The sequence below is a fragment of the Streptomyces sp. NPDC046122 genome (assembly GCF_056429965.1).
This window is the reverse complement of the sequence record NZ_JBWKLQ010000003.1, coordinates 328,169-352,760: the sequence shown is the minus strand read 5'-3', so window position 1 is coordinate 352,760 and position 24,592 is coordinate 328,169. Positions and strand designations below refer to the sequence as shown.

At 72.4% G+C, this 24,592-nt stretch carries 19 protein-coding genes; 10 read left to right on the top strand and 9 right to left on the bottom strand.

Features of this window, described 5'->3' with window-relative positions; translation table 11 throughout:
- The 3 genes from AC07FK_RS10905 to AC07FK_RS10895 form a co-directional block, all read right to left on the bottom strand.
- Entirely contained in the window at nucleotides 1-1,170 is a 1,170-nt protein-coding gene (locus AC07FK_RS10905; RefSeq protein ID WP_479104479.1) for an acyltransferase family protein, read from the bottom strand.
- Complete coding sequence (locus AC07FK_RS10900; protein ID WP_479104477.1) at nucleotides 1,163-2,149, bottom strand: alpha/beta hydrolase; 987 nt, start codon at nucleotides 2,147-2,149, stop codon at nucleotides 1,163-1,165. Before AC07FK_RS10900 ends, AC07FK_RS10905 begins: the two co-directional genes overlap by 8 nt.
- Nucleotides 2,150-2,300: 151 nt before the next feature.
- Nucleotides 2,301-3,869, bottom strand: coding sequence for an MFS transporter (locus AC07FK_RS10895; protein WP_479104475.1), 1,569 nt, complete (start codon nucleotides 3,867-3,869; stop codon nucleotides 2,301-2,303).
- A 314-nt stretch (nucleotides 3,870-4,183) separates the two neighbouring features.
- Here AC07FK_RS10895 and AC07FK_RS10890 point away from each other — a divergent pair, with 314 nt between their 5' ends.
- Complete coding sequence (locus AC07FK_RS10890) at nucleotides 4,184-4,879, top strand: type 1 glutamine amidotransferase domain-containing protein (protein WP_479104473.1); 696 nt, start codon at nucleotides 4,184-4,186, stop codon at nucleotides 4,877-4,879.
- An 84-nt stretch (nucleotides 4,880-4,963) separates the two neighbouring features.
- On the opposite strand, the gene AC07FK_RS10885 is transcribed toward AC07FK_RS10890, so the two are convergent.
- From AC07FK_RS10885 to AC07FK_RS10870, 4 genes are all read right to left on the bottom strand, one after another.
- Nucleotides 4,964-7,813, bottom strand: a complete 2,850-nt coding sequence (locus AC07FK_RS10885) for an NHLP bacteriocin export ABC transporter permease/ATPase subunit (protein ID WP_479104471.1) — start codon at nucleotides 7,811-7,813, stop codon at nucleotides 4,964-4,966.
- A gap of 1 nt (nucleotide 7,814) precedes the next feature.
- The gene (locus tag AC07FK_RS10880; protein WP_479104470.1) at nucleotides 7,815-10,091 is read right to left on the bottom strand and encodes an NHLP family bacteriocin export ABC transporter peptidase/permease/ATPase subunit; all 2,277 of its coding nucleotides are present in this window, start codon (nucleotides 10,089-10,091) and stop codon (nucleotides 7,815-7,817) included.
- Nucleotides 10,088-10,894: a hypothetical protein gene (locus tag AC07FK_RS10875; protein ID WP_479104468.1), complete on the bottom strand. Its 807-nt coding sequence runs from the start codon at nucleotides 10,892-10,894 to the stop codon at nucleotides 10,088-10,090. Before AC07FK_RS10875 ends, AC07FK_RS10880 begins: the two co-directional genes overlap by 4 nt.
- A gap of 194 nt (nucleotides 10,895-11,088) precedes the next feature.
- Nucleotides 11,089-11,313, bottom strand: coding sequence for a type A2 lantipeptide (locus AC07FK_RS10870; RefSeq protein WP_138895529.1), 225 nt, complete (start codon nucleotides 11,311-11,313; stop codon nucleotides 11,089-11,091).
- A 495-nt stretch (nucleotides 11,314-11,808) separates the two neighbouring features.
- On the opposite strand from AC07FK_RS10870, the gene AC07FK_RS10865 reads away from it, so the two are divergent.
- The gene (locus tag AC07FK_RS10865; protein WP_479104466.1) at nucleotides 11,809-12,249 is read left to right on the top strand and encodes a hypothetical protein; all 441 of its coding nucleotides are present in this window, start codon (nucleotides 11,809-11,811) and stop codon (nucleotides 12,247-12,249) included.
- 18 nt (nucleotides 12,250-12,267) lie between these two features.
- On the opposite strand, the gene AC07FK_RS10860 is transcribed toward AC07FK_RS10865, so the two are convergent.
- Nucleotides 12,268-12,993, bottom strand: coding sequence for a class I SAM-dependent methyltransferase (locus AC07FK_RS10860; protein ID WP_479104464.1), 726 nt, complete (start codon nucleotides 12,991-12,993; stop codon nucleotides 12,268-12,270).
- A gap of 121 nt (nucleotides 12,994-13,114) precedes the next feature.
- Between AC07FK_RS10860 and AC07FK_RS10855 the strand changes: the two genes are divergently transcribed.
- From AC07FK_RS10855 to AC07FK_RS10840, 4 genes are all read left to right on the top strand, one after another.
- Complete coding sequence (locus AC07FK_RS10855; protein ID WP_479104462.1) at nucleotides 13,115-13,603, top strand: SPW repeat protein; 489 nt, start codon at nucleotides 13,115-13,117, stop codon at nucleotides 13,601-13,603.
- 150 nt (nucleotides 13,604-13,753) lie between these two features.
- A complete protein-coding gene (locus AC07FK_RS10850; RefSeq protein WP_479104460.1) occupies nucleotides 13,754-16,105 on the top strand; it encodes an FHA domain-containing protein in 2,352 nt (783 codons plus the stop codon).
- A gap of 11 nt (nucleotides 16,106-16,116) precedes the next feature.
- Nucleotides 16,117-17,454: a hypothetical protein gene (locus AC07FK_RS10845; protein ID WP_479104458.1), complete on the top strand. Its 1,338-nt coding sequence runs from the start codon at nucleotides 16,117-16,119 to the stop codon at nucleotides 17,452-17,454.
- On the top strand, nucleotides 17,454-18,461 hold the full coding sequence (locus tag AC07FK_RS10840; protein ID WP_479104457.1) for a serine/threonine-protein kinase: 1,008 nt from the start codon (nucleotides 17,454-17,456) through the stop codon (nucleotides 18,459-18,461). Before AC07FK_RS10845 ends, AC07FK_RS10840 begins: the two co-directional genes overlap by 1 nt.
- Here the strand turns inward: AC07FK_RS10840 and AC07FK_RS10835 are convergent.
- Nucleotides 18,432-19,760 (bottom strand): streptophobe family protein, encoded by a 1,329-nt coding sequence (locus tag AC07FK_RS10835; protein WP_479104455.1) that lies wholly within the window; start codon nucleotides 19,758-19,760, stop codon nucleotides 18,432-18,434. The two genes, AC07FK_RS10840 and AC07FK_RS10835, sit on opposite strands and share 30 nt — an antisense overlap.
- 152 nt (nucleotides 19,761-19,912) lie before the next feature.
- On the opposite strand from AC07FK_RS10835, the gene AC07FK_RS10830 reads away from it, so the two are divergent.
- The 4 genes from AC07FK_RS10830 to AC07FK_RS10815 all read left to right on the top strand — a co-directional run bounded on the left by AC07FK_RS10830 (nucleotide 19,913) and on the right by AC07FK_RS10815 (nucleotide 24,533).
- Nucleotides 19,913-21,157, top strand: coding sequence for a DUF6777 domain-containing protein (locus AC07FK_RS10830; RefSeq protein ID WP_479104453.1), 1,245 nt, complete (start codon nucleotides 19,913-19,915; stop codon nucleotides 21,155-21,157).
- Nucleotides 21,158-21,281: 124 nt separating this feature from the next.
- Nucleotides 21,282-23,006, top strand: a complete 1,725-nt coding sequence (ctaD, locus tag AC07FK_RS10825) for an aa3-type cytochrome oxidase subunit I (RefSeq protein WP_479104958.1) — start codon at nucleotides 21,282-21,284, stop codon at nucleotides 23,004-23,006.
- 33 nt (nucleotides 23,007-23,039) lie between these two features.
- Complete coding sequence (locus tag AC07FK_RS10820) at nucleotides 23,040-23,381, top strand: hypothetical protein (protein WP_479104957.1); 342 nt, start codon at nucleotides 23,040-23,042, stop codon at nucleotides 23,379-23,381.
- A 114-nt stretch (nucleotides 23,382-23,495) separates the two neighbouring features.
- Complete coding sequence (locus AC07FK_RS10815; protein ID WP_479104451.1) at nucleotides 23,496-24,533, top strand: NAD-dependent epimerase/dehydratase family protein; 1,038 nt, start codon at nucleotides 23,496-23,498, stop codon at nucleotides 24,531-24,533.
- Nucleotides 24,534-24,592: the final 59 nt, after the last annotated feature.

Genomic DNA, 24,592 nt, shown 5'->3' with positions numbered 1-24,592 from the left:
CTAGGCACGCCGCACCACCGCCTCCCGGGCGGGATGCCCCTCGCGCACGATCCGGCTGCTCTTCGGCGGCCTCGGCCTTCCCTGTTCGTACGTGTGGAACGCCGCCCAGCACACCGCCAACGCCGCCACGAACACCGGCAGCCAGGTCAGCCGGGCGAGGACCCAGCCGGGGCCGTCGGGCACCGTGTGGAGGCCGGGCAGCGCCTCGTCCGTCAGCAGGCCGATCGCGGTGACCGCCATCATCGCGGTCTGGTGCCAGAGGAACACCGTCATCGCGGAGAGGTTGACCAGCGCGACCGCCGCCCAGGCGCCGGGCCGCCGCAGCATCCGCCGCAGCGGTCCGAGCAGCAGGACCGCCGCACCGCACTGGGCGAGGCCGAAGGTGACGGCGGCGAGAGTGGGCGGGTCGAGGTTGGAGATCTCGGCGCCGGGCACCCCGACCATGGCCGCCGGGTAGCCCGCGAACAGAACCAGGAGAGCGGTCACGATCGCGCCCCCGCCCAGCAGCACCCAGCCCGTCGCACGGCCCTTCAGGCCGCCCCGGGCCCAGGCCGCGCCCAGGCAGTACGGGACCAGCCACCCGGCGGCCACATTGATCCAGCCGAGCCACGAAGGCCCGCCCAGGCCGAACCGCACCAGATCGACGTGCAGTACGACAGCGAGCGGCCACAGCGGGTGAAGCCTGGCGACCAGCGGCGTCGCGGCCGTCAGCACCACGAAGACCAGCAGGAACCAGAGCGGCGACCACACCAGCTTCAGCATTGTTCGTACGGTCTCCAGCCCCGCCCCGGACCCGAGCATCACGCCCGCCGCCACGGCCCACACCACCAGCACGGCGGCGACCGGCCGGCTCAGCCGGGCCGTCCGGGCGGACAGCCACTGCCCGTACGTGGCGCCCCGGGCGCGGGCGGCGGCGTAACTCCTCGCGCCCACCAGCCCGCCCACCAGGAAGAAGACCGCCAGGGTCTGGAACACCCAGGACACGGGCGTGAGGTGCGGCAGGTAACGAAGCGGGCTCACGGCCCGCACCGTGCCGCTGTCCGCGACCAGTGCGGTCACCAGCCAGTGGCCGAGCACGACGCCGAGGACGGCGAGGGCGCGCAGCGCGTCGACGGCGCGGTCACGGCCGGGCGGAGTCGCGGAGTCGATCCGCCGGACGAGGTCACGCACGACGCTCCCCCTCCTCGGAACCGGAAGGGGCCCGGCCCGAGACGATCCGGGCGATGTTCTCCAGGGCTGTGGAACCGGGCTTGAGGTAGTCGCTGTGGCCGCCGTCGCCCGTCTCGAGAACCCGGGCGCCGAACTCCGGCGACATGGGATCCGCCCCCAATCCGATCGCCGCGAACGGGAGTTGCAGACTCGCATGCGGTACGTCGGCGATCCAGTCGGCGGCGCCCCGGCCCGCCCAGACGGTGGCCCGGGTGCCGAGCGCGGCGGCGGTGTCGCCCCCGGCGCCGGGGCTGCCGTACAGGATGACGTCCTGGACGTCACCCGCTGCCAGTCCGGGCGCGGCCCGGCCGCAGACCACGGAGCCGTAGGAGTGGCAGAGGAGGGAGGTACGGGCGTCCGGCCCGGCCACGCGCAGCTCCGCCAGGAAGCCGCGCAGGGCGGGGGCGGCGTCTTCCGCGCGGCCGGGTGTCAGCACCTCGGGGCTCACCGTGCCGGGCGTCCTGTACCCGAGCCAGGCGACGACGGCGGACCGGGCCCCCAGCTCCTCCTGGAGCGCCGCCGCGCCGGCCCGGAGCCTCCCGTACCGGTCGAGGCTGGTGTCCGCGCCGGGGACCAGTACGGCGATCCGCTCGGCACCGGACAGGTCACCGAATACTTCGGCGGTACGCCCGCCGTCGCGGCCGTCGAAGGTGAGGAAGTGGCGCGCCGGGTCCGCCATGGCCCGCAGCGCGGCTGCCCGCCCGTGGTCCCCGTGGCCGGTGGCCGCGCGCTCGGCGGCCCGGATGCCGTCCCGGTTGGCGGCGTACCGCTCGGCGAGGATCTCGGGGGTGGCCGCGTCCAACGGGGCCAGCGCCGCGGGGGCGGGCGCCGGGACGGCCGACGGACGGGCCGCTCCCGACACCGGCACGGCCACCGAGGCGACGACGAGTGCGGCGAGCAGGGCGCGGCGCGGGCGGCTGCTGCGTGGGCGGGACGCCATGGAGGGTGGTCCTTCCTTACCGGATGTCCTTCGTGCTTCCGGTAAGGAAGTTATGGATCACGCCTCGTGGTCGGCGTCCCACCAGGGAGGGCACTTCACGCGTAGCTCTGAAGTATTACCGGTAGGGGGTCGCCCTCCCCAGGGACACCGGTCAGTGCGCGTTCTCGGTCGGGCGGAGGTCCCCCGGGATCTTCGCCCAGGTGAGCGCCGCCGCCGCGAGGGGCAGTGCGGCGGCGAGCAGGAACGTCGGCGTCATGCCCGCGGTGAAGGCCTCGGAGACCTTCTCGAGCAGTGCGGCGCCGGCCGGTCCGCCGGTCTCTGCGGCCAGGTGCGCGGCCTCACCCACGGAGTCGCGTACCGCCGCTGTCTGCGCGCCGTCCAGGCCGAGTTCGGGCAGGTGCGCCCGGTACAGCGCGGCGGCCACGCTGCCCAGGATGGCGACGCCCATGGCCGCGCCGAGTTCGTAGCAGGTCTCCTCGATGGCGGCGGCGCCGCTGACGTCGCGCGCCGGGGCGGCCGCCATCAGGGTGACCGAGGCGACCGTGGTGGCGATGCCGACGCCGCAGCCGAGCACGGCCAGGGCGAACGCGACGGACGGGTAGTCGAGGGCGCCGGTCCGCTGGAACGTCCAGGGCAGGGCGAGACCTGCGGTCATCATCAGCAGTCCGCCGCCCAGGACGTGGCGGATCGGGAGCCTGTGCATCAGGGCAGGCGTCACCAATGAGGTGACGACCAGGCCGAGGGGCGCGGGAAGCAGCCGGACACCGGCCTCCAGCGGCGTGTAGCCCTCTCCGTACTGGAACCACTGCGTGATCAGGAACAGCGCCGAACCGAGCGCGATCATCCCGAGGAAGATCGCGGCGGCGGCGATGCTGAAGGACCGGTTCGCGAAGAGCCGTACCTGCAACAGGGGCTGTTCCAGCCTCAGCTGACGGCGTACGAACACGGTCATCGCCACCGCTGCGAGGACGAGCAGCGCCCAGGCGACCGGGTCGGCGGGGCCGCCCTTGCCGAGCTGCTTGATGCCACCCGCGAGGGCGAGCATGCCGACGATCGACTGGCCGACGCCCCACCAGTCCCAGCGTCCCTCCCTCGGCTGACGCGATTCGGGCAGCAGCCACAGGCCGAAGGCGATGACGGCCAGCGCGACGGGCACATTGAGCAGGAACGCGGACTGCCAGCCGTTCTTCTCGACGAGCAGACCGCCCACCACCGGACCGAGCGCCATGCCGCCGCCGAAGACCGCCGCCCAGACGGCGTACGCGAAGGCGCGCTCGCGGGCGTCGCTGAAGACGTGTCGCAGGATCGACAGCGTCGACGGCATGATGGCCGCGCCGCCGACGCCGAGCAGCGCGCGGGCGGCGATGACCTGCCACGGCGCGGTGGCGAACACGGCGATCAGCGAGGCCAGCGCGAAGACGCCGAAGCCGAGGAGCAGCATGCGCTTGCGTCCCCAGCGGTCGCCGAGCGCGCCGGCGGTGACCAGCACACCGGAGAGCGCCAGCGCGTACACGTCGATGATCCACAGCTGCTGGACGGAGCTGGGCGCCAGATCGGCGACGAGGGAGGGGAAGGCGACGTTGAGGATCGTGGTGTCCATCGCGATCAGCAGCAGGCTGCCGGAGAGGATCGTGAGGACGGCCCAGCGCCGGGGATCGAGCTGAGCCCGGGGGTCGTGCCGGGCGGGGGCGGGGTGCATGGGTTTCCTGTTTCTACTCATGGCAAGGGTGTCTGGTGACACCACACGGTCTCGCCTGAGACATCAGTGTCTCAAACAAGACGCCAATGCGCACATCCGTTGCACCGATGCGCCCCTATGCCCACTTATGGGCACTGCGCTGCGCCGGGCGGTGCACCCGTCAGGGGGCCTCGCTCGGGCCGGTGCGTAGAACCGGCGCCGCCGGGCTCCGCGACAGGACCTCGTGTCACGCTCCGCAGGGCAGGCCGGACTGACATAGCTTGAGCAACCGTCGAGGGCGCCGACGGGTGGAGCACGGCGGGTGCACTCGAGATCGACCGACAAGGGAGTGCTGCATGTCGAAAATCCTCTTCGTGGTGACCGGCGCCGACCACTGGACGCTGGCCGACGGCACACGCCACCCCACCGGCTTCTGGGCCGAGGAGGTCGTCGCCCCTCATGAGGTGTTCACCGCCGCCGGGCACGAGGTCGTCGTGGCGACGCCGGGCGGCGTCGTGCCCACGGTGGACCGGGCCAGCCTGGCGCCGGAGGTGAACGGCGGCCCGGAGGGCGCCGACCGGATGGTGCGGGCTCTGGCGTCCTTCGAGGGACTTCAGCGGCCGTTGAAGCTGGAGGAGGTGGACGCGGCCGACTACGACGCCGTGTTCTACCCCGGCGGCCACGGCCCGATGGAGGACCTGGCGGTCAGTGAGGAGTCCGCCAGGGTGCTGACCGACACGCTCGCCTCGGGCAGGCCACTGGGCATCGTGTGCCACGCGCCGGCGGCCCTGCTGGCCACGGAGAGCGGTCCGGGCGGCTCCCCGTTCGCGGGCTACCGGCTGACCGGGTTCACCAACGCGGAGGAGACGCAGGCGGGCTTCGGCGACAAGGCCCAGTGGCTGCTCCAGGACCGGCTCGTGCGGCTCGGCGCGGACTTCCGCGAGGGCGAGCCGTGGGCCCCGTACACCGTCGTGGACCGCAACCTGCACACCGGTCAGAACCCGGCGTCGTCCGGTCCCCTGGCGCGCGAGATGCTCAAGACGCTGGGCTGAGAGCCGCCCGCGCCGACTGCCCCGCCCGGCTGCTGGCCGACCCGGGCCGGCGTCCGGACCGGTTCGGGCGGGCGCCGGCCCGGTTCACGCCAGCTGGCGCCGCACCAGTTCGTGCAGCCGCCCGCCCGGGTCGGCCAGCAGCCGGGCGGGCGGCCCCTGTTCGACGATCCGGCCGTCCGCCATGACGAGCACCCGGTCGGCGTCCATGACGGTGGACAGCCGGTGGGCGATCACCAGGCGGCCGGCGCTCAGCCTGCGCGTGCTCTCCATGACGATGCGCTGCGTCTCGTTGTCCAGTGCGCTGGTGGCCTCGTCGAAGAAGAGGATGCGCGGGCGCCGCACCAGCGCCTGAGCGATCATCAGGCGCTGGCGCTGTCCGCCCGAGATGGCGCCGCCGCCGGAGATCATCGTGTGCAGCCCCATCGGCATGCGCCTGATGTCCTCGGCCAGGCCCGCCATCTCGGCGGCATCCCACACCTCCTCCTGGGAGAAGACCCCCGCGCCGCTGATGCACTCCAGGATCGACCCGTTGAGCGGCTGGGCGTTCTGGAGGACGACACCGCACTGGCGGCGTACGGCGGCCTGGTCGAGCGCCGCCAGGTCCTGGCCGTCGTACAGCACACTGCCCGAGACCGGCTTGTCGAAGCCGATGAGCAGCCGCAGCAGGGTCGATTTGCCGCAGCCGCTGGGGCCGACGATCGCCACGAACTCGCCGGGCCGCACGTCGAGCGACACGTCGTCGAGGACCAGGGGACCCTCGTCGGTGTAGCGGAACGAAAGCTTCCTGGCCTCGACTGCGCCGGACAGCGCGCCGGGCTGCGCGCTCGCGCCGCGCACCTCGGGAGCCTCGTCGAGGACCGGCTTGATCTGTTCGAACATCGGCAGGACGGCGGCGACCGAGATGAGCGCGCCGGTCAGCTGGGTGACCGACGTGAGCAGCATGGTGACGGCCGTGCTGAAGGTCAGGAAGGCGCCGGCCGACATGCTGCCCCGGGCGGGCCCCGCCAGCAGCATGAACATGATCAGCGAGCAGAGCGGGAGGTAGACGGCGTCGAGGACCGTGGTGAGGTTCTTGATGCGTCCCGCGCGCTGCTGGAGTTCGCGGGAGCGGGCGAACTCGCGGGCCCAGGCGGCGTACGCGAAGCTCTCGGCGGCGGCGACCCGCAGCTTGGGCAGTCCGCGCAAGGTCTGGAACGCCTGGTTGTTGAGCTTGTTGCCGAGCTCGACCAGCCGCCGCTGCCAGCGCACCTGCCACAGGCCCATCCCGAGGAAGACCGCGCCGATGACCACCAGCATCGCGAGCGCCGCGAGCGCCAGCGGCACGCTGAACCAGAACAGCAGCACGACGTTCATCGCGCCCACCGTGCCGGCCTGTACGACCACCGGGCCGAGCCCCGACAGCACCCGGCGGATGGCGCTGATCCCCATGGCGGCGCTCGCCAGCTCGCCGGTGGAGCGTTCGGTGAAGAATCTCGTCGGCAGCCGCAGCAGCCGGTCCCAGACGGCCGGCTGGAGAGTGGCCTCGATACGGCCCTCCATCCGCAGGATGGTGAGGTTCTGGAGCAGCATGAACGACGCCGTGACGATGCTGGTGATCATGACGGCGAGCGAGACCTGGGCGATGAGCCCGCTCTGGGCGTTCGGCACGTACACCCCGAGCACCTGGCCGGTCGCGATCGGCACCAGCCCGCCGAGGCCGACCGTCACCAGCCCGCTCAGCAGTAGGTTGCACAGGTCGAACCGGGTGTCGCGGAGGCTGAAACGCAGCAGCCCCCACGGGGTCGCCGGGCGGTCGGGCAGGGGGCGGTAGAACATGACCGCGCGCGGCTCGAAGTCCTGCGCGTTGTCCTTGCCGACGCGGATGCGCAGGCCCGAGGCAGGGTTCACCGCCTCGTACCGTCCGCGGCGCCACACCAGCGCGACGGGCGCGCCGGACTTGGCGCGGTGTCCGACCAGGGGGCCGGAGTTCGCCCGCCACCAGCGTCCGACGAGCCGGACGTCGCGGGTGCGGATCCGGGAGTGCAGCGCGATGCGTTCGACGGGGGTGACGCGGTCGTCGGCCGCGCCGCCCCTCGGTGGCTCGGTGAGGGTGATGCCCGCGGCCTCCGCGACCCGGCGGCAGACGGCGAACGTGGCGTCGTCGCTCGCGCGGTCGGCGGCCGTCGTGCCGCGCCCGGACCGGTCGGGGCGGCCGATGGAGGCGACCAGGGCCTGGTCGGCCCGCTCGCGGACGGCCGCGCCGGCCTTGATGCCGGCGGCCGTACGGTCCTCGTGGGCGCGCTCCAGCTCCTCGATCCAGTGGTCGACGGCCGACAGCAGCCGGTACTGCTGGTTCACCAGCTGCTGCCACATCGCCGTCTCGATCAGCAGATCGCCCGCGGCCTCGTGGCCGTAGGAGGCGCCGTACTGCACGCTGCCGGGCGACACCGGCATCCACAGCACGTCGTCGTCGGCCACCGCCCCCTCGATGTCCGGCCGGCCGTCCAGCGGGGCCTGGAAGAGCACGCCGAGGCCGCGTCCGACGCCGAGGGCGAAGGCGTGGTCCAGGGGGCTCTCGTACGCCGCCCCGGCGTCGCCGCAGCCGTAGCCGTCGGCCGCGGGCTGCCGGCAGAGCTCGCGCAGCGGGATCCGACGCAGCACGCAGTCCTGCGACGGCCGGCCGAGCAGGGTGTGCTGCGGGCCTTCCACGGGGCCGAGCAGCAGCGTGCCGGCTTCGAGGCGGCCGAGGAAGTGCCAGTGGCCCTGCTGCACGGCGTCGACCGCGAACAGGTCGAGCGCTCCGCCCACGACGAGCCACAGCACCTGCGGCCCCTCGAGAGGGAGGCTGCGCAGTCCGGAGCAGTCGACGGGCGCGCCGAGGCCGCCCAGCGCGTAGGTCACCGCGTCGTATCCGGCGGGAGCGCCCACGACGGCGCTCGGGTGTGCGGACGACATGTCAGTGCTCCTTGACGAGCTCGGCGTACGCCCCGCCGGCGGCGACCAGGTCTTCGTGGCGGCCGCGCTCGACGACCGAGCCGTGGTCGAGCACGACGATCTCGTCGCTGTCGCGCACGGTGCTCAGCCGGTGGGCGATGACGACACAGGCGCAGCCGCGCCGCCGCAGGTTGTCGATGATGATCCGCTCGGTCTCGGCGTCGAGGGCGCTCGTGACCTCGTCGAGTACGAGGATGCTGGGCCGCCTGACCAGCGCCCGGGCGATTTCGAGTCGCTGGCGCTGGCCGCCGGAGAAGTTCCGGCCGTCCTGCTCGACGCGGCTGTGGATGCCGTCGGGGCGCCGGGCGATCACGTCGTACAGCGCGGCGTCCCGGAGGGCGGCGACGACGGCCTCGTCCGGGATCGAGGGGTCCCACAGTGCCACGTTGTCCCGGACCGTGCCCTCGAAGAGGAAGACCTCCTGGTCGACGAAGGAGACCGAGGCGGCCAGCGCGCTGCGGGAGATGTCCTCCAGCCGCTGTCCGTCGATGCGGATCGTCCCCTCCCACGGGGTGTAGAGCCCCGAGATCAGGCGGGAGACGGTCGACTTGCCGCTGCCCGACCCGCCGACGAGGGCGACCTGCTGCCCGGGGCCGACCGCCAGCGAGAAGCCGGTGAGCAGGGGCTTGTCCAGAGGGCTGTAACCGAAGGTGACGTCGTCGAGCGTCACGTGCCCGGTGAGCCTGCGGGTGCTCTCGTCCGGCTCGCGGCGCGAGTACACCACGTCGACCGGGAAGCTCTCGACGTCCTTCAGCCGGGCCACGTCGGCGGCGAAGTCCTGGATGCGCCCCGCCACGCCGTTGAGCCGGCTGATGGGCGCGGTGAAGCGGGCCACCAGCGCCTGGAAGGCGACGAGAAGACCGATGGAGATGTGGCCCTCGACGGCCCGCAGGCCGCCGATCCACAGGATCAGCGCACTGTTGAGAGTCGCGAGCGTGGGCGCGACGACGGCGAGGAACGCGCTCGGCACGCCGAGGCGCTGCTGCACGTCCAGCGTGGTCGCGTGCTGTCCGGCCCAGCGGCGGAAGAACCCGTTCTCGCCGCCGGTGGCCTTCATCGTCTCGATCAGCTGGAGCCCGGTGTACGACGTGTTGGTCAGCCGGGCGCTGTCCGCGCGCAGCTTCTGCGTGTGGGTGGCCCGCAGCCGGATCACGACGCGCATGGCGACGACGTTGAGCAGCGCCACCACGACGCCGACGAGCGTCAGTTGCGGGTCGTACGTCCACATCAGGACGGCGTAGAGGATGACGACGACCCCGTCGACCCCCGCGGCGGCGAGGTCGCGCGCCAGCGTCTCGGCGACCGCGTCGTTGGACTGGAGGCGCTGGACGAGGTCGGCGGGGCTGCGCTGGGCGAAGAAGGTGACGGGCAGTCGCAGCAGGTGCCGCAGGAAGCGGGCGCTGCTGAGCGTGGAGGAGATGATGCGTCCGCGCAGCAGGTTCGCCTGTTGCAGCCCCGTCAGTACGGCGGTCAGCGCCACCATGGCCGCCATCGAGGTGAACAGCGGCCCCAGCATCGACGTCTGCTCGCCGATCAGGAACATGTCGATGTACGTACGGCTCAGCGCGGGCACCGCGGCGCCGACGGCGACCAGCAGGAGGCTGGCGAGCAGCGCGGCGAGCAGGGTTCCCGTCGTTCCGCGCATGCGGGCGGGGACGGCGCTCATCACGCCGGGCCTGCGGCCGCCGCGGCGGAACGACTCGCCGGGCTCGAAGACGAGGACGACCCCGGTGAAGCTGGTGTCGAAGTCCTCCGACGGGACGAAACGGCGGCCCTTGTCGGGGTCGTTGATGTGGACGCCGCGACGGCCGAACCTGCGCCCCGTGCCGTCGTAGACGACGTAGTGGTTGAACTCCCAGAAGAGGATGGCGGGCGCCTGGACCTCGGCGAGGGCCGCCGATTCCATCTGCATGCCCTTGGCCTGGAGGCCGTAACCGCGGGCGGCCTTGAGCAGGTTGCTGGCCCGCGAGCCGTCGCGCGAGACGCCGCAGGCGATGCGGAGCTCTTCGAGCGGCACGTGGCGGCCGTAGTGGGCGAGCACCATGGCCAGCGCGGCGGCGCCGCACTCCACCGCCTCCATCTGGAGGACGGTGGGCGTGCGGACGGCCCTGCGCTTCTTGACCTGGACGGGCCGTGCGCGGCGGCGCCCGCCGGCGGCCGGCTCGGGGCGGTGCCTGCGGCGGCCCGCCGGCGGCAGCTGCGGCTGGGGCGGGGCGGCGGACGGCTGGGGTGGGGTCACGGAAGCAGCCAATCGATCGGACGCTGCTCGGCGAGGTGGATGGCGCCGGTGGCGAGGGTCATGGACTCGACGGCGTACGGCGGTCCCTGGGAGGTCGACCAGGAGTAGCCGGAGCGGGAATCGGCCGACCGGTCCAGCGTCACGAGCACGGACACGGGCTGGCCCTGCTTCGAGAACTCCTCGCCGAGCTGGCTGCTGCCGAGGAAGCCGGTGATGCGCTGGCGGGTCTGGGCGGTCCTGCCGACGGCCTGGACCCGGCCGCGCAGGACGCCGTACCGCTGTGTCGCGACGGACTGGACCGTGAGGTCGACGGCCGCGCCGACGGGCACGGTGGAGCCGCGTTCGGCCGGTACGTACAGCATGGCCATGAGGGGATCGCCCGCGTTCTTCACGCGTTCCACGGCAGCCACGTCCGCTCCGGTGGTCACCACGGAACCGATCGCGGTGACGAGCGTCGTCACCCGTCCCGCCGCGATGGTGCGCACGACGGTGTCGCCCCGCGCGGTGCGGACCTTCAGAAGCGGCGCGTTCGCGGAGACCCGCTCGCCCTCGTCGGCGAGCACGGCGGTGACCTGGCCGGCGACGGGGCTCTGGAGGACGTAACTTCCCTGGGCGTGCGTGAGGATGCCGGGGGCGGCGACCGTGGCCGACACGGTCCCCTTCACGGCCCAGACGGCCGAGGCGATCATGACGACGACCGTGACGATCAGAACAAGCCGGCCCTGGGGCCGGGCGAATCGCACCGGCAGATCAATTTCTTCGGGCGATTGCAGCTTGGAAAGCGCCTGTTGGCGAAACTGCACGACACTCTTCCCTCAACCGCAATGGGCCGACTGCAATGATCCGGCAGCGCTCGGGCTGCCGGGAATTCGAGGCGGCCGTACGCCCCGGGCCCTGGGCGGGTCCGGGGCGGTACGGCCCGGCCGGTCGGCAGGGAGGGGACGCCGACGAGCCGTAGTCACCGCTGGTGACCGCGCCGCTCGGCGGCGCGGGCGGATCAGACGCCGGCGACCGTGGCGGTGGCGATGCCCGTGACCGCGCCCGTGTTGAGGCCGGTGACGCCCTCGACGGTGCCGAGGGCGGAGCCGACGGTGCCCGAGACGGGGACGACGGAGTTCAGGACGCCGGTGGCGTTGCCGACCACGCCGCCGAGGAGGCCGCCGGACACGTTGTCCAGGTCGTTGTCGGAGATTTCCTGGGTCGCAACCTGGGAGAAGTTCATGATGCGAGTTTCCCTTCGCGGTGAATATTCGAAATAACCGGGACCGCCCCTGACGGATAGGCCTCAGTGCGAAGGATCAAAGCACGTAAGCATGTTGGGCAGCCAGTCGGGCCATTGCCCGTCCGGTCACATCCCTGCGCGAAATTGCCGCGACGTGCACAGGCGTCCATGACTTGGTGACAGGTTCTTCACGGGATCGCCCGAGCTGAATACCGGGCGGGCTTCGAACATCGCGCGACCGATGGGGACATTCCCGCGCAGACAGCCATAACTGCAGGTCAGAGCGGGTGTCGCTATTTGAAGACGATGTGCCCCCTGCGCATTCGATGTGCAGATTCGCTGGTGTGACACGGTCATTACCGAAAGCCACTTCACAACGAGGGGAGAAACTGAGCGACTTCCTGCCGGAACGGGCCGCCTAGGTCATCGGCGACATGGGTAGGAAACCGGTCAGGAGAGAACGTCCGCCGCGAACGGCGGCAAGAGGGGACACCCATGGACCTGAGTGAGGTCACCTACCAGGATCCCGACGACGAATCCGGCGAGGCCGCCATGCGCACGTATGCGGAGCGGGCCTGCGAACTGACCGGCATGGACCCCGAGTTCGGCGTGCCCGCGCTCGCCACCATCGCGCTGCGCGAATCCGCGTCCAACCACCCGCGCTGGCGGGTGAACACCGGGGACTCCAACGCCCACGGCCCCGTCGTGGCGGACGGCCACCCCCGGAACTGCTCGCGCGGCGCGACACAGTGCATCCCGCCGACGTTCGCGCGGTACCACCAGGAGGGCACCGCCACCACGCCCTACGACGTGGTGGCCTGCATGTGCGCCACGATCAACTACGTCCGCGCCCGGTACGGCGTCAACCAGTCCGGCTCCAACTTCGCGGAGCGGGTCCAACAGGCCGACCCGGGCCGGCCGCCCAAGGGATACTGAACCCCCGCACCGGCCCGGTCACGCCTTCCGGGCGACCAGCAGCCGCCAGTGGGGGCTCCCGTCGGCACGCCGGCCGAACTCCTCCAGGGGCTGCGACCGCACCTCGAACCCGGCCCCCGCCAGGTCGTCCAGCACCCCTCGCAGCGGGAACGTCCGGTAGTACATGACGAACCTCGGCCGCCACAGCGCGTTGCGCACGCGCATCGCGGAGTCGAAGCCGAGCAGCGTCCAGTACAGCGGCGAACCGACGCGCGGGGGCGCACCGATGGGGAAGGCGAAGAGTCCGCCCGGCCGCAGCGCCCGGTGGACTCCGGCGAACAGTGCGGGCCGCTCGGCCGGCAGGAAGTGCCCGAACGCCCCGAAGCTCACCGCCAGGTCGAAGGCACCGCTGAACGGCAGCGCGCGGGCGTCGGCCCGCACCCACTGCACCGCGGGCCCGCCGCCCTCGCCGTACGCCTCCCGGGCGGCGGCCAGCATGCCCGCGCTGAAGTCGACCCCGGTCACCCGGCGGCGGCACAGCGGACGCAGCACGCGCGCGCCGGCTCCGGTGCCGCAGCAGACGTCGAGGCCCGCGTCGAACGGACCGAGGGGCTCCAGGGCCGCGGCGACCGCGTCCAGGAAACGGTCGGGGGTGCGGAAGGGAGTGTGGTCGAACTTCGGGGCCAGCAGGTCGTAGCCGCGCTCGATGGAGGACAGCGCCTGCACGGTCAGCTCGCGGAGGGTGGGGCCCTGGGAGGTGAACACGGCCCCAGCGTAGTCAGGGCCCTGTTTCCGGCCTCTCCGGCCCGTTGACCAAAATGGACGAATAAGCGTTAATTGTGACGTAAAGGGCAGATAAAGGCTCTCTTAGTGGAGGCAGCCTGTCATGACCACTCACCCCAGCATTGAGCAGCACCCCGACGTCGCCGAGATGCGCTCCCGGTTCGAGCGGGCCACCGCCACGCCGCGCGCCCAGGCGATCGAGACACTCGCCCTCCTCACGGGTCTGTACCTCGCGGCGTCGCCCTGGATCGCCGGGTTCAACGGCCTCACGACCCTGGCCGTGTGCAACCTGATCACCGGTGTTGCCTACGCCCTGTGCATGGGCGGGTTCGGCTCGGCGTACGAGCGGACCCACGCCATGGCCTGGGCTGCCGCCGCCATCGGCGCGTGGACGATCGTCTCCCCGTGGGTCGTGTCGGGCAATGTCGACACCACGCGCAGCGTCGTCAGCAACGTGATCGTCGGCTGCGTCGCCCTGCTGCTCGCCGTGGCCATGGCGGCCATGAAGAGCGACAGCCCCGGCGCGTCCCGCTCACGCGGCCGCGGCCGTGGCCGTGGCCGCCGCGACGCGGACGTCGGCGCGATGGGCTGACACCACCGAGGAACCCGACCCTCCGGGCCCCGGTCGCGGCGCGACCGGGGCCCGCCACGTCCATGGGTCCCGGTTCACGCGCCCGCCCGGCGAGCTCCGCCGACTCTCTCCGAGCGGCGGAAACCGGGACCCGTCGCTAGAATTTTGGACATGGGTGAACGGCCTGTCGCGCCGACGCCGCCCGAGCTCGTCCTCGAAACAGAGGCGGGCTCGACGCTGATCAGTCCGAGCAGGGACTACCACGTCGGGCGCGACCCACTGAGCGACATCGTCATCGACGACGCGCGCGTGTCATGGCATCACGCGGTGCTCCGGCCCGAGGCGGACCACTGGACCCTCGAGGACGAGCACAGCACCAACGGCACGTACGCCGAAGGCAGACGGATCCACGAATGGGACGTCGGCCCCGGCAGCGTCATCCGCTTCGGCAGCCCGGCGGACGGGCCGCGCGCGGTCCTTCTGGGCCACGGGCCGCCACCATCGGCGCGAGAACGCCCCTCCCGGGTGTCCATGCCGTCCGCGACGGGCACCTTCCGGCAGCCCACCACCGTACGGCCATTGCCGGCCCGTACCGTGCGCATCGGCCGCGCCGCCGACAACGACCTGGTCGTCGACGACCTGATCGTCTCGCGCCGGCACGCCGAGCTGCGGGCCCGCCCCGACGGCACGTACGAGATCGCCGACCTCGGCAGTCACAACGGCACCTACCTCAACGGCCAGCCCGTCTCCGTGGCCCGGGTCTCCGCCGGTGACATCGTCGGCATCGGGCACTCCGCGTTCTGCCTCGTCGGCGACACGCTGCAGGAGTTCGTCGACACCGGTGAGGTGTCGCTCGACGTGCAGAACCTCGCGGTCTCCGTGGACAAGGGCCGCAAGACACTTCTCGACCACGTCACCTTCCCCGTCGGCGAGAAGTGCCTGCTCGCCGTCGTGGGGCCGAGCGGCGCGGGCAAGTCGACCCTCCTCAACGCGCTGACCGGCCTGCGGCCCGCCGACCGGGGCACGGTCCTGTACGACGGCCGCGACCTCTACCGGGACTACGCCGAGCTGCGCCAGCGCATCGGCCTCGTACCGCAGGACGACATCCTGCACTCACAGCTGACCGTGCGGCGGGCACTCGGTTACGCCGCCGAGCTGCGCTTCCCGGAGGACACCGCGAAGAAGGAACGGCAGGCGCGGGTGACCGAGGTCATCGGCGAACTCGGGCTCGAACAGCGGGCCTCCCAGCCGATCCACAGCCTGTCCGGCGGCCAGCGCAAGCGGGTCAGCGTGGCCCTCGAGCTGATGACGAAGCCGTCGCTCCTGTTCCTCGACGAGCCGACGTCGGGGCTGGACCCCGGCATGGACCGCTCGGTGATGCACATGCTGCGGGGCCTCGCGGACGACGGCCGTACGGTCATCGTCGTCACGCACAGCGTGCTCAGCCTCGACGTGTGCGACCGGCTGCTGATGCTCGCCCCCGGTGGGAAGATCGCCTACTACGGGCCGCCGGAGGACGCGCTCGCCTTCTTCGGCTTCGAGCAGTGGCCGGAGGCGTTCGAGGCCTTCGAGAACGACCGCGAGCGCGACTGGGCGGGCCAGTACCGTGACTCCCCGTTCCACCGCCAGTACGTCACGAACGCCACCGCGCAGCCGCATCTGCCGCCGGAGACCTCGGCGCCCGCGGCCGTCGCGCCGCCGCCGCGCACCCGGAGCCGCGGTGCGCAGCTGCGGACGCTGGTGCGGCGGTACACGGCCGCGCTGAGCGCCGACCGGACCTTCCTGGCGATCATGATCGCCCTGCCGTTCGTCATGGGCGCGATGGCCCGGGCGCTGGCCGGATCGCGTCTGACGCAGGAGACGGCGATGAACGCCCTGCTCATCCTGTGCGTCGGCGGCGTCCTGACCGGTGCGGCGAACGCGGTGCGGGAACTGGTCAAGGAACGGGTGATCTACCAGCGGGAGCGTGCGGTCGGCCTGTCCAGATCGGCGTACCTGATGTCCAAGATCGTCGTACTGGGCGCCATCACGATCCTCCAGGCCGTCGTCCTGACGCTGGTCGCCCTGGTCGGCGTCGACCTCGGCGCGCCCGGCGGCGAGGGGGTGCTCATGCCGCCACTGGCGGAGATCACGGTGGCCGTCGCGATGCTGGCGTTCACGGCGATGATGCTGGGACTCCTGGTGTCGGCCCTGGTGCGCAAGGAGGAGGTCACCATGCCCTTGCTGGTCCTCCTCGCCATCGTCCAGGTCGTCTTCTGCGGCGCGCTGCTGAAGCTGAACGGGGTCGCCGGAATCGAGCAACTGGCGTGGCTGGTCCCCTCGCGGTGGGCGCTCGGCGCGATGGCCGGAACCATTGGCCTGGGCGACATCGTCCCCGGGGAACTGACCTCCGACCCCCTGTTCCAGCACTCCTTGGGCGTGTGGCTGCTCAACATGGCGATGCTGGTGGTGCTGTCGGTGCTCTTCGGATTCATCGTCTCGAGGCTGCTGCGCCGGCGCGAACCCGCCGTCATGCGGAAGTAGGAACGGGCCCCATGACGACTCCGGACTTCCGTCCCACGCATGTCGTCCCCCAGTTCGGGCTGCCCGCCTGGGAGGAACCGGACGTGAGCCGGCCGACCGAGCCGCTCGACCCGCTGCTGCCGGTGCGGCTGATCGGCCGGCGCGGGGACTGGGGGCAGGTTCTCTGCGCCAACGGCTGGTCGGCCTGGGTCGACGGCCGGCTGCTGGTGTCCGTCCCGCAGGAACCCCCGGCGGCCGGGCAGCCGATGGCCCGCACGGCGGACCCGCGGCCGCTGCTGGCACGGGTGGAGGAATCCTTGAGCCAGTACCGGCGCGCCGCGGAGGACCTGACCGCGGGCCGCACGGACGGAGAGGGCTTCCACCGCCGCACGCGCGGACTGCGGGTGGGGATGGTGGTCGACGGTGAGGCGGTGTGGCTGTACGACGCGGAGCACGAGCGGTGGGTGTACTGCGACGGAACGCGTCTCGCCACGTACGCGGCCTCCTCGTCACCCGCCGCCGATCAGCCGCCCCGCGAACCGACCCAGGTGACGGGGCGGCCGCCCGCCGCCCCGGCGCGGGCCCCCGAGCCGACACAGGTGGTCGCGCCGGGAGCCGCGGACGGCCCACGCCCGTCTCCGCCCGACCCCCCGCAGGTGGTCGCCCCGCTCGGTTCGGACCCCGTCGGGCCGCCGGACAGCGACGCGCCGGAGCCGGCCCCACCGGCGGACCGTACGCCGGTCGCCGCCGCCCGGCCGGAACCGACCCGGATCGCAGACCCGCCGGTGGGCACGGGAGCAACCGGACCCGAGGGCACGGGAGCGCCCGGGCAGCCCGGCCAGGGCCCCGGCGGCGCGCCCCCACCGGAACCGGAACCCACCCGCATCGTCACGCCGCCCGACGAGGGCCCCGCCGGCGGACGCGGCTCCCGCCACGACGACGCACCGCCCCCCGGACCGGACCGCCCGGCGGCCGCGGGACCGACGCAGATCGTCACTCCACCCGTCGCCGGGAACCCTGCCGGACGACGAGCGGGGAGCGGCGACGCGCCGGAACCGGAACCGGGCCCGGACCGACCCGCCCCGCCCGAACCCACACGCGTAGCCGCCCGGCCACCGGCCGGGCCGGGCGCGGACAGGAGCCCCGCCGGCGAGCGGGGGCCCGGTGACGGCCACGAGCCGCGCGGCGAGGCGTCGCCGGAGCCCACCCGGGTGGTCGCCTCCCCACCCGAGCCGACCCGCGCGCGAGCGGGCGAGGAGCGGCGGCCGCAGAACGACGGGGACGACGGCCGCGACCGCGAGGCCACCCGCGTCGTCCGGCCCGGCGACGGGGCCGCCCCGCATCCGCCCGCCCGGCCCGGTGACGGGTGATGGCGCGCACGCCGCACGAGAGCGGCCTGGCCGGCAGGCCGTCCGAACTGGTCGGCACCCAGATCGCCGGATACCGCGTGGAGAGCGAGATCGGCCGGGGCGGCATGGCCGTCGTCTACCGCGCCAAGGATCTGCGTCTGGACCGTACGGTCGCCCTGAAGCTGCTCGCACCGGAACTCGCGCGCAACGACACCTTCCGCCGCCGGTTCACCCACGAGTCGCGGGTGGCCGCCGCGATCGACCATCCGCACATCGTGCCGGTCTTCGAGGCCGGCGAGACCGACGGCGTCCTCTACATCGCCATGCGCTTCGTCGCGGGTCAGGACCTGCGCCATCTGCTCGACCGCCAGGGCCCGCTGCCGATCGCCACCGCGTCGCGGATCGCCGCGCAGGTGGCGTCCGCGCTCGACGCCGCCCACAGCCACGACCTGGTGCACCGGGACGTGAAGCCGGGCAACATCCTGGTGGCGGAGGGCACGGACAGCGACCACCCGGAGCACGTGTACCTCACCGACTTCGGGCTGACGAAGAAGTCGCTGTCGCTCACCGGCTTCACCACCGTCGGACAGTTCGTCGGCACCCTCGACTACGTGGCGCCTGAGCAGATCTCGGGACGCCCGGTGGACGGCAGGTGCGACGTCTACAGCCTCGCCTGCGTCGTCCACGAGACGATGGCCGGAGGTCCGCCGTTCCAGCGCGACGACGACATGGCGCTGCTGTGGGCCCATCAGTTCGACCCGCCGCCGCCCCTGACGGAGCGGCGCCCCGACCTCCCGGACGCTGTGGACGGCGTACTGGCGAAGGCGCTCGCCAAGAGCCCGGACGACCGGTACGGCTCCTGCCTGCAGTTCGTGGCCGCGCTGCGCGCTGCGGCGGCAGGCATCGGCCCGGGCGACAACGGCGCGGCGTACGCGGCGGCCCGCGCCGGCGGGCGGTCCTTCGCCCCCGAGGCTCCCCCCGCCCCGCCGCGCTGGGCGCTACCGGTGTTCCCGGGGCACGCGGGCTAAAGGGGTTTTCGGCGGGACCTCGCCGCGCCGGTGGACCCGGCGGGCGAGGAGGCCGCCCAGGAAGCCCGCCACCAGCCCCCAGAGGAGGGCGAGGCCGAGCGCCGTCCACAGGCGCGGCTGGAGCGACACCTCTCCGCCGAGACCGCCGCCGCCGTCGTCGAAGAGGTCACCGAGGCCGAGCAGCGAGAGTCCGAGCCGCGCGGAGACGCCGGCGACCAGACAGATCATCAGCACCGTGAGGGTGAGGGCCACGGCCATGTGCACGGCGTGCTGCCAGTGCCGCATCCGCGCGGGTGAGCGCACCGCCATCAGGAACGCGGCGGCGGGCACCAGGACCGCGGCGGCGACCAGCAGCCACCACGCCCGTCCGTCGTGCTCGGTGAGCGTGCCGAGGCTGAGGGTGGAGATGTCCTTCGTACGGAGCACCTCGTCCAGCACCTGCGGCATGGGCAGCCCGAACGGGCCGTTCACCTTCCCCTCCCAGGACGCCCCCAGGCCCAGGGTGAGGGCGATCCAGGCGAGGTTCGGCAGGCCGAGGAGGATCACGGCGAGCGTCTCGGCGCGGTGGTCGTGCGTCACCAGGACGACGAGCGCGATGAGGAGCACCACGGCGACGTACGCGAGCAGCAGCGCGACCATGGCGAAGGCCGCCGGCCGTACGGGCTCCTGGAAGCGCACCAGCCGGGCGGGGAGCGGGGCCCTGCGGGATACGAGGAGGGCGACGAACAGGAGCCCCGCCAGCCACAGGAGCCCGAACAGCACGGTGAGGGGGATGTCGGCCCGGAAGCCCACCTTGGGCGCCCCGTCGTCTCCCAGCAAGTCGTCGAGGAGGCCGCCCGTCGGGTCCTCCAGGGGGATGGTGAAGGTGTGCCGCGCGAGGAGCGCGAGGACGACGAGCCCCACCACCCACAGAACCGCCAGCCGGCCCGCCCGGCCGGCCAGTTCGCGGGTGCCGGCGACGGCCCGGTGCCGCAGCGGCCGCACGAAGAGCGTGGCGGTCACCAGGGCCCCGACGAGGGTCACCGAGAGCGGCATGACCGAGAGGTCGGCCTTGGTCTCGGCGAGCACGCCGGCGGCCCCGGACACGTCGACCGACCCGCCGACCGCCATCACGACGACGGCCGCGACGACGCGGGGGAAGGCGCCCGAGGGCAGTTCGGCCGCACCCGCGGCCCACAGTCCGAGGGCGGCCGTGGCGGCCATGGCCACCAGGCCGGCGAGCACCGCCACGAGGGCGTCCCGCCAGACGTGTGCGGCGCGCCCGGCACGGCTTCGGTCGCTGAATTTCTGCTGGCTCACCCTGCCACGCTAAGCACGGCAGCCGGTGTCCGCCGCCGGAGAGGGCCGACCGCGTCAGCTTGCGAGCCGTCCGGGTACGAGGCACACAATAAGCACGCAAGGCAGGCAAAGCGTACGCATAGCGACCGATCCCTAGCTGGGGAGTACCGCCCGTGAGTGCTGAACCGCCGCAGTCGTCCGGCCGCCCCACAGGTCCCCCCTCCGGCCCGCTCTCGGGTCCCACCCAACCGGGCCAGGGGGGCCGTCCCGCGCCCCCGCCCGAAACGCCTTCCGGTCCGCCGTCCGGCCCGCCGGGCAGCGGCGGCGGCACGGCGGGCGGGCCCGGCGGGCCGGGACAGCCCGAGGGCCCCGGCCACCCCTGGTGGCGGTCCGTGCCGAGGGTCGCGGCCATCGCCACCGTGCTCGTCGCCGCGGTGGTGGTGACCGTGGTCCTCACCCGGCCCGACGGCGGATCGGTGGCCGGCGGTGAGGTCTTCCTGGAGGCCGCGGGCTCGTCCGGACCCGATCCGTACACCGAGTCGACGGCGCGCAACACCTCGGCGGCGACGGCCGAGCCGACCTCGCCCCAGGAAGTGCAACCGAGCGTGTCGCCGACCCGGACGGGCGTCACCCAGGCGGTGGAGGGCTCCGAGCCCGGCGTGTACGGCGGCACCCAAAAGGTCGCCAGTTGCAACGTGGAGAAGCAGATCTCGGCGCTCACCGCCCAGAAGGACAAGAACCGGGCCTTCGCATCCGTCCTCGGGATCGAGCCGACGGGCGTCCCCGCGTACCTGCGGTCACTGACCCCCGTTCAGCTGCGGATGGACACCCGGGTCACCAACCACGGTTACCGCAACGGCTCCCCGACGCCCTACCAGTCGGTGCTCCAGGCCGGTACCGCCGTCCTGATCGACGACCGCGGGGTGCCGCGGGTGCGCTGCGCGTGCGGCAATCCGCTGCGTCCGCCGGTCGCGGTCAAGGGCGCGGCCAAACGCACGGGCAAGCCGTGGCCCGGCTTCCGCTCCTCGGACGTCGTGACGGTGAAGCCGGCGCCGAAGCCGGTCGACGAATTCCTCCTGTTCGACCCGGAGAGCGACGACTGGTTCAAGCGCGACGCGGGCGACACCGGCGCCGACGACGAGCGGACCGAGCCACCCGCCAAGGAGACGAAGTCCCCGTCCCCCGGCCGGACGTCGAAGTCGCCGCACACCGAGTCGCCCGACACGGATTCCCCTCCGGTGGACCCGCCGTCCGAGCAGGACCCCGACTCCCCGGCCCCCGACTCGCCCGCACCCGACCCCCCCGCGCCGGACTCGCCCGCCCCCGACTCCCCCGCGCCCGACTCGCCGGATCCGGGCTCCCCCGCGCCCGTGTCCCCGGCCCCCGAGGTCCCGGCCCCCGCGGGGCCGACCGGGTGAATTCGACGGCGTACCAGCCTTCTGGCTCACATCCTGCCCGCGTGACTGGTTTGCTCGCGGGCAGGGGGCCGGCGGGCCGCCACCGCACGCGATTTTCAACCGGAGGAACGTCGTAATGACGACGATGAACACCGCAGGACCGCCCGGATCGGAACCGGAGAGCTACGAGGACGAACTTCCGGTCCACCCGCACCAGCGGGGCAACGTCGTCATCAAGTGGCTGACCACCACCGACCACAAGACGATCGGTTCGCTGTATCTGACCACGTCGTTCATGTTCTTCATCATCGGCGGGGTGATGGCGCTGCTCATGCGGGCCGAACTGGCCCGTCCCGGCATCCAGATCGTGTCGAACGAGCAGTTCAACCAGGCTTTCACGATGCACGGCACGATCATGCTGCTGATGTTCGCGACGCCGCTGTTCGCCGGATTCGCGAACTGGATCATGCCGCTGCAGATCGGCGCACCCGACGTGGCGTTCCCCCGGCTGAACATGTTCGCGTACTGGCTCTACCTCTTCGGCTCGCTCATCGCGGTGGGCGGCCTGCTCACCCCGGACGGCACCCCGGACTTCGGCTGGTTCGCCTACTCCCCGCTGAACGACGCGGTGCATTCGCCGGGTGTCGGCGCCGACATGTGGATCATGGGTCTGGCCTTCTCCGGCTTCGGCACGATCCTCGGCTCGGTCAACTTCATCACCACGATCATCTGCATGCGCGCACCCGGCATGACGATGTTCCGCATGCCGATCTTCACCTGGAACATCCTGCTGACCGGTGTCCTCGTGCTGCTCGCCTTCCCGGTGCTCGCGGCGGCGCTCCTCGCGCTGGAGGCGGACCGCAAGTTCGGCGCGCACATCTTCGACCCGGCCATCGGCGGATCGATCCTGTGGCAGCACCTGTTCTGGTTCTTCGGGCACCCCGAGGTCTACATCATCGCGCTGCCGTTCTTCGGCATCGTCACGGAGATCATCCCGGTCTTCAGCCGCAAGCCGATCTTCGGCTACATCGGTCTGGTGGGCGCCACCATCGCGATCGCGGGCCTGTCCGCGACGGTGTGGGCGCACCACATGTTCCCGACGGGCGCGGTGCTGCTGCCGTTCTTCTCGTTCATGACCTTCCTGATCGCGGTGCCGACCGGAGTGAAGTTCTTCAACTGGATCGGCACCATGTGGAAGGGATCGCTCAGCTTCGAGACGCCGATGCTGTGGGCGACCGGCTTCCTCGTCACGTTCCTCTTCGGCGGCCTGACCGGCATCATCCTGGCGTCGCCGCCGCTGGACTTCCACGTCACCGACACATACTTCGTCGTCGCGCACTTCCACTATGTCGTCTTCGGCACCGTGGTCTTCGCGATGTTCGCCGGATTCCACTTCTGGTGGCCCAAGTTCACGGGCAAGATGCTGGACGAGCGCCTGGGCAAGATGACCTTCTGGACGCTGTTCGTGGGCTTCCACGGCACGTTCCTGGTGCAGCACTGGCTCGGCGCCGAGGGCATGCCGCGCCGTTACGCCGACTACCTGGCCGCTGACGGTTTCACCGCGCTGAACACGGTCTCGTCGATCGCCTCGTTCCTGCTGGGCATGTCGCTCCTTCCGTTCTTCTACAACGTCTGGAAGACCGCGAAGTACGGCAAGCCGGTCGCGGTCGACGACCCCTGGGGATTCGGCCGTTCGCTGGAGTGGGCGACCTCCTGTCCGCCGCCCCGGCACAACTTCGTCACCCTCCCCCGGATCCGCTCCGAGTCACCGGCCTTCGACCTGCACCATCCGCTGATCGCCGCGCTCGACCAGGCCCACAACCGCCCCGACGTCTCCGAGACCGTGGCGCCCGGGGACAAGCAGAGGTAAGTACGCCGCCAGGGAAGGAAATGAGGCGTGAGCGTGGAGCCCGAGAAGGAGAGCGCCCGCGGTCTGGCCCAGCTGGAGGGTTACCTCCTGTGGAGTTCGGAGGTGGCGGACGCGCGCCACCACGCCGCCCGTTTCGCCGAGCGGCTGCCGTGGCTGACCAGCGCGCAGCGCGAGGACGTCGAGCGGGTCTACACGGACGAGCGGCTGGCCGCCTCCAAGGCCATGCTGGTCCGCGTGGCGGCGCGGGCCACCTCCCTGCGTGCGGAGTACACCGAGCGCTACCGCCGCCTGCGGGCGCGGTGTGTGGCGGTGACCGTCGTGTGCGCGGGCGTCGCGGGCGGGGGGTGCGCGGCGTTCGCCCTGCTCGTCAGGTGACGGCCGTTTCACCCGGTCCGTTGTGGGGACCCGCAGGACGTCCGCCCGGTGCGGCAGCGGTGCGCAGGCTGGTTCGGAAGCACAGTCAGGACGAGCAAGGTCACGGAGTGCCTCATGAGCGAGAGAACAGGACTGCGAGTGGTCGTCACGGGCGCCACCGGGAACGTCGGCACCAGCGTGGTGCGCGCCCTCGCGGAGGATCCGCGGGTCGGATCCGTCCTGGGCCTGGCGCGCAGGGTGCCCGACCTGGCCTTCCCCCGGACCGAGTGGGCGGCAGTGGACCTGGGCGAGAATGCGGAGGGTGACGGGCTCGCCGGCTGGTTCGCCGGTGCGGACGCCGTGGTCCACCTCGCCTGGCGTTTCCAGCCGACCCACGACCCGGTGATCACCTGGCAGACCAACGTGCTGGGGTCGATCAGGGTCTTCACGGCGGTCGCGGCCGCCGGTGTGCCCGCGCTGGTCCACGCCTCGTCGGTCGGCGCGTACGCGCCGGGGCCGAAGGAGGCTCCGGGCGTCGACGAGTCCTGGCCCACCCACGGCTGGCCGGACGCGGCGTACTGCCGCGAGAAGGCGTATCTGGAACGGGTGCTGGACACCTTCGAGCTGGAGCACCCGCACGTCCGCGTCGTCCGCATGCGCCCGGCGTTCCTGTTCAAGGAGACGTCGGCGAGCGAGCAGCGGCGGATCTTCGCCGGGCGCTTCCTGCCCGGTCCGCTGGTACGGCCGGACCTGCTGCCCTGGGTGCCGGACCTGAAGGGGCTCGTGTTCCAGGCCATGCACACCGACGACGCCGCGCGGGCGTACCGGCAGGCCGTGCTGCGGGACGTGAGCGGAGCGTTCAACCTGGCCGCGGACCCCGTGGTGGACGCGAAGGTGCTGGGCGAGCTGCTGGGCGCGAAGGTGGTGAAGGTGCCCACCGGCGTGGTGCGCGCCGCGCTGGCGGCGGCCTGGAACGCGCGCCTCGCTCCCGCCTCGCCGCACCTGTTCGACGCGGTGCTCCGGCTGCCCGTGCTGGACTCGTCCCGCGCGCGCCGGGAACTCGACTGGGAGCCGGAGCGTACGTCCACCGACGCGATCCGGGAGTTCCTGGAGGGCGTGCGCAAGGGGAGCGGCGAGCAGACGGCGCCGCTGGCGGGCCGCAAGGCGAGCTAGTCGCGCACGGCGGAAGCGCCTGATAAAGCACTAAAACGCCCGTTTGGGTAAGATGTCGG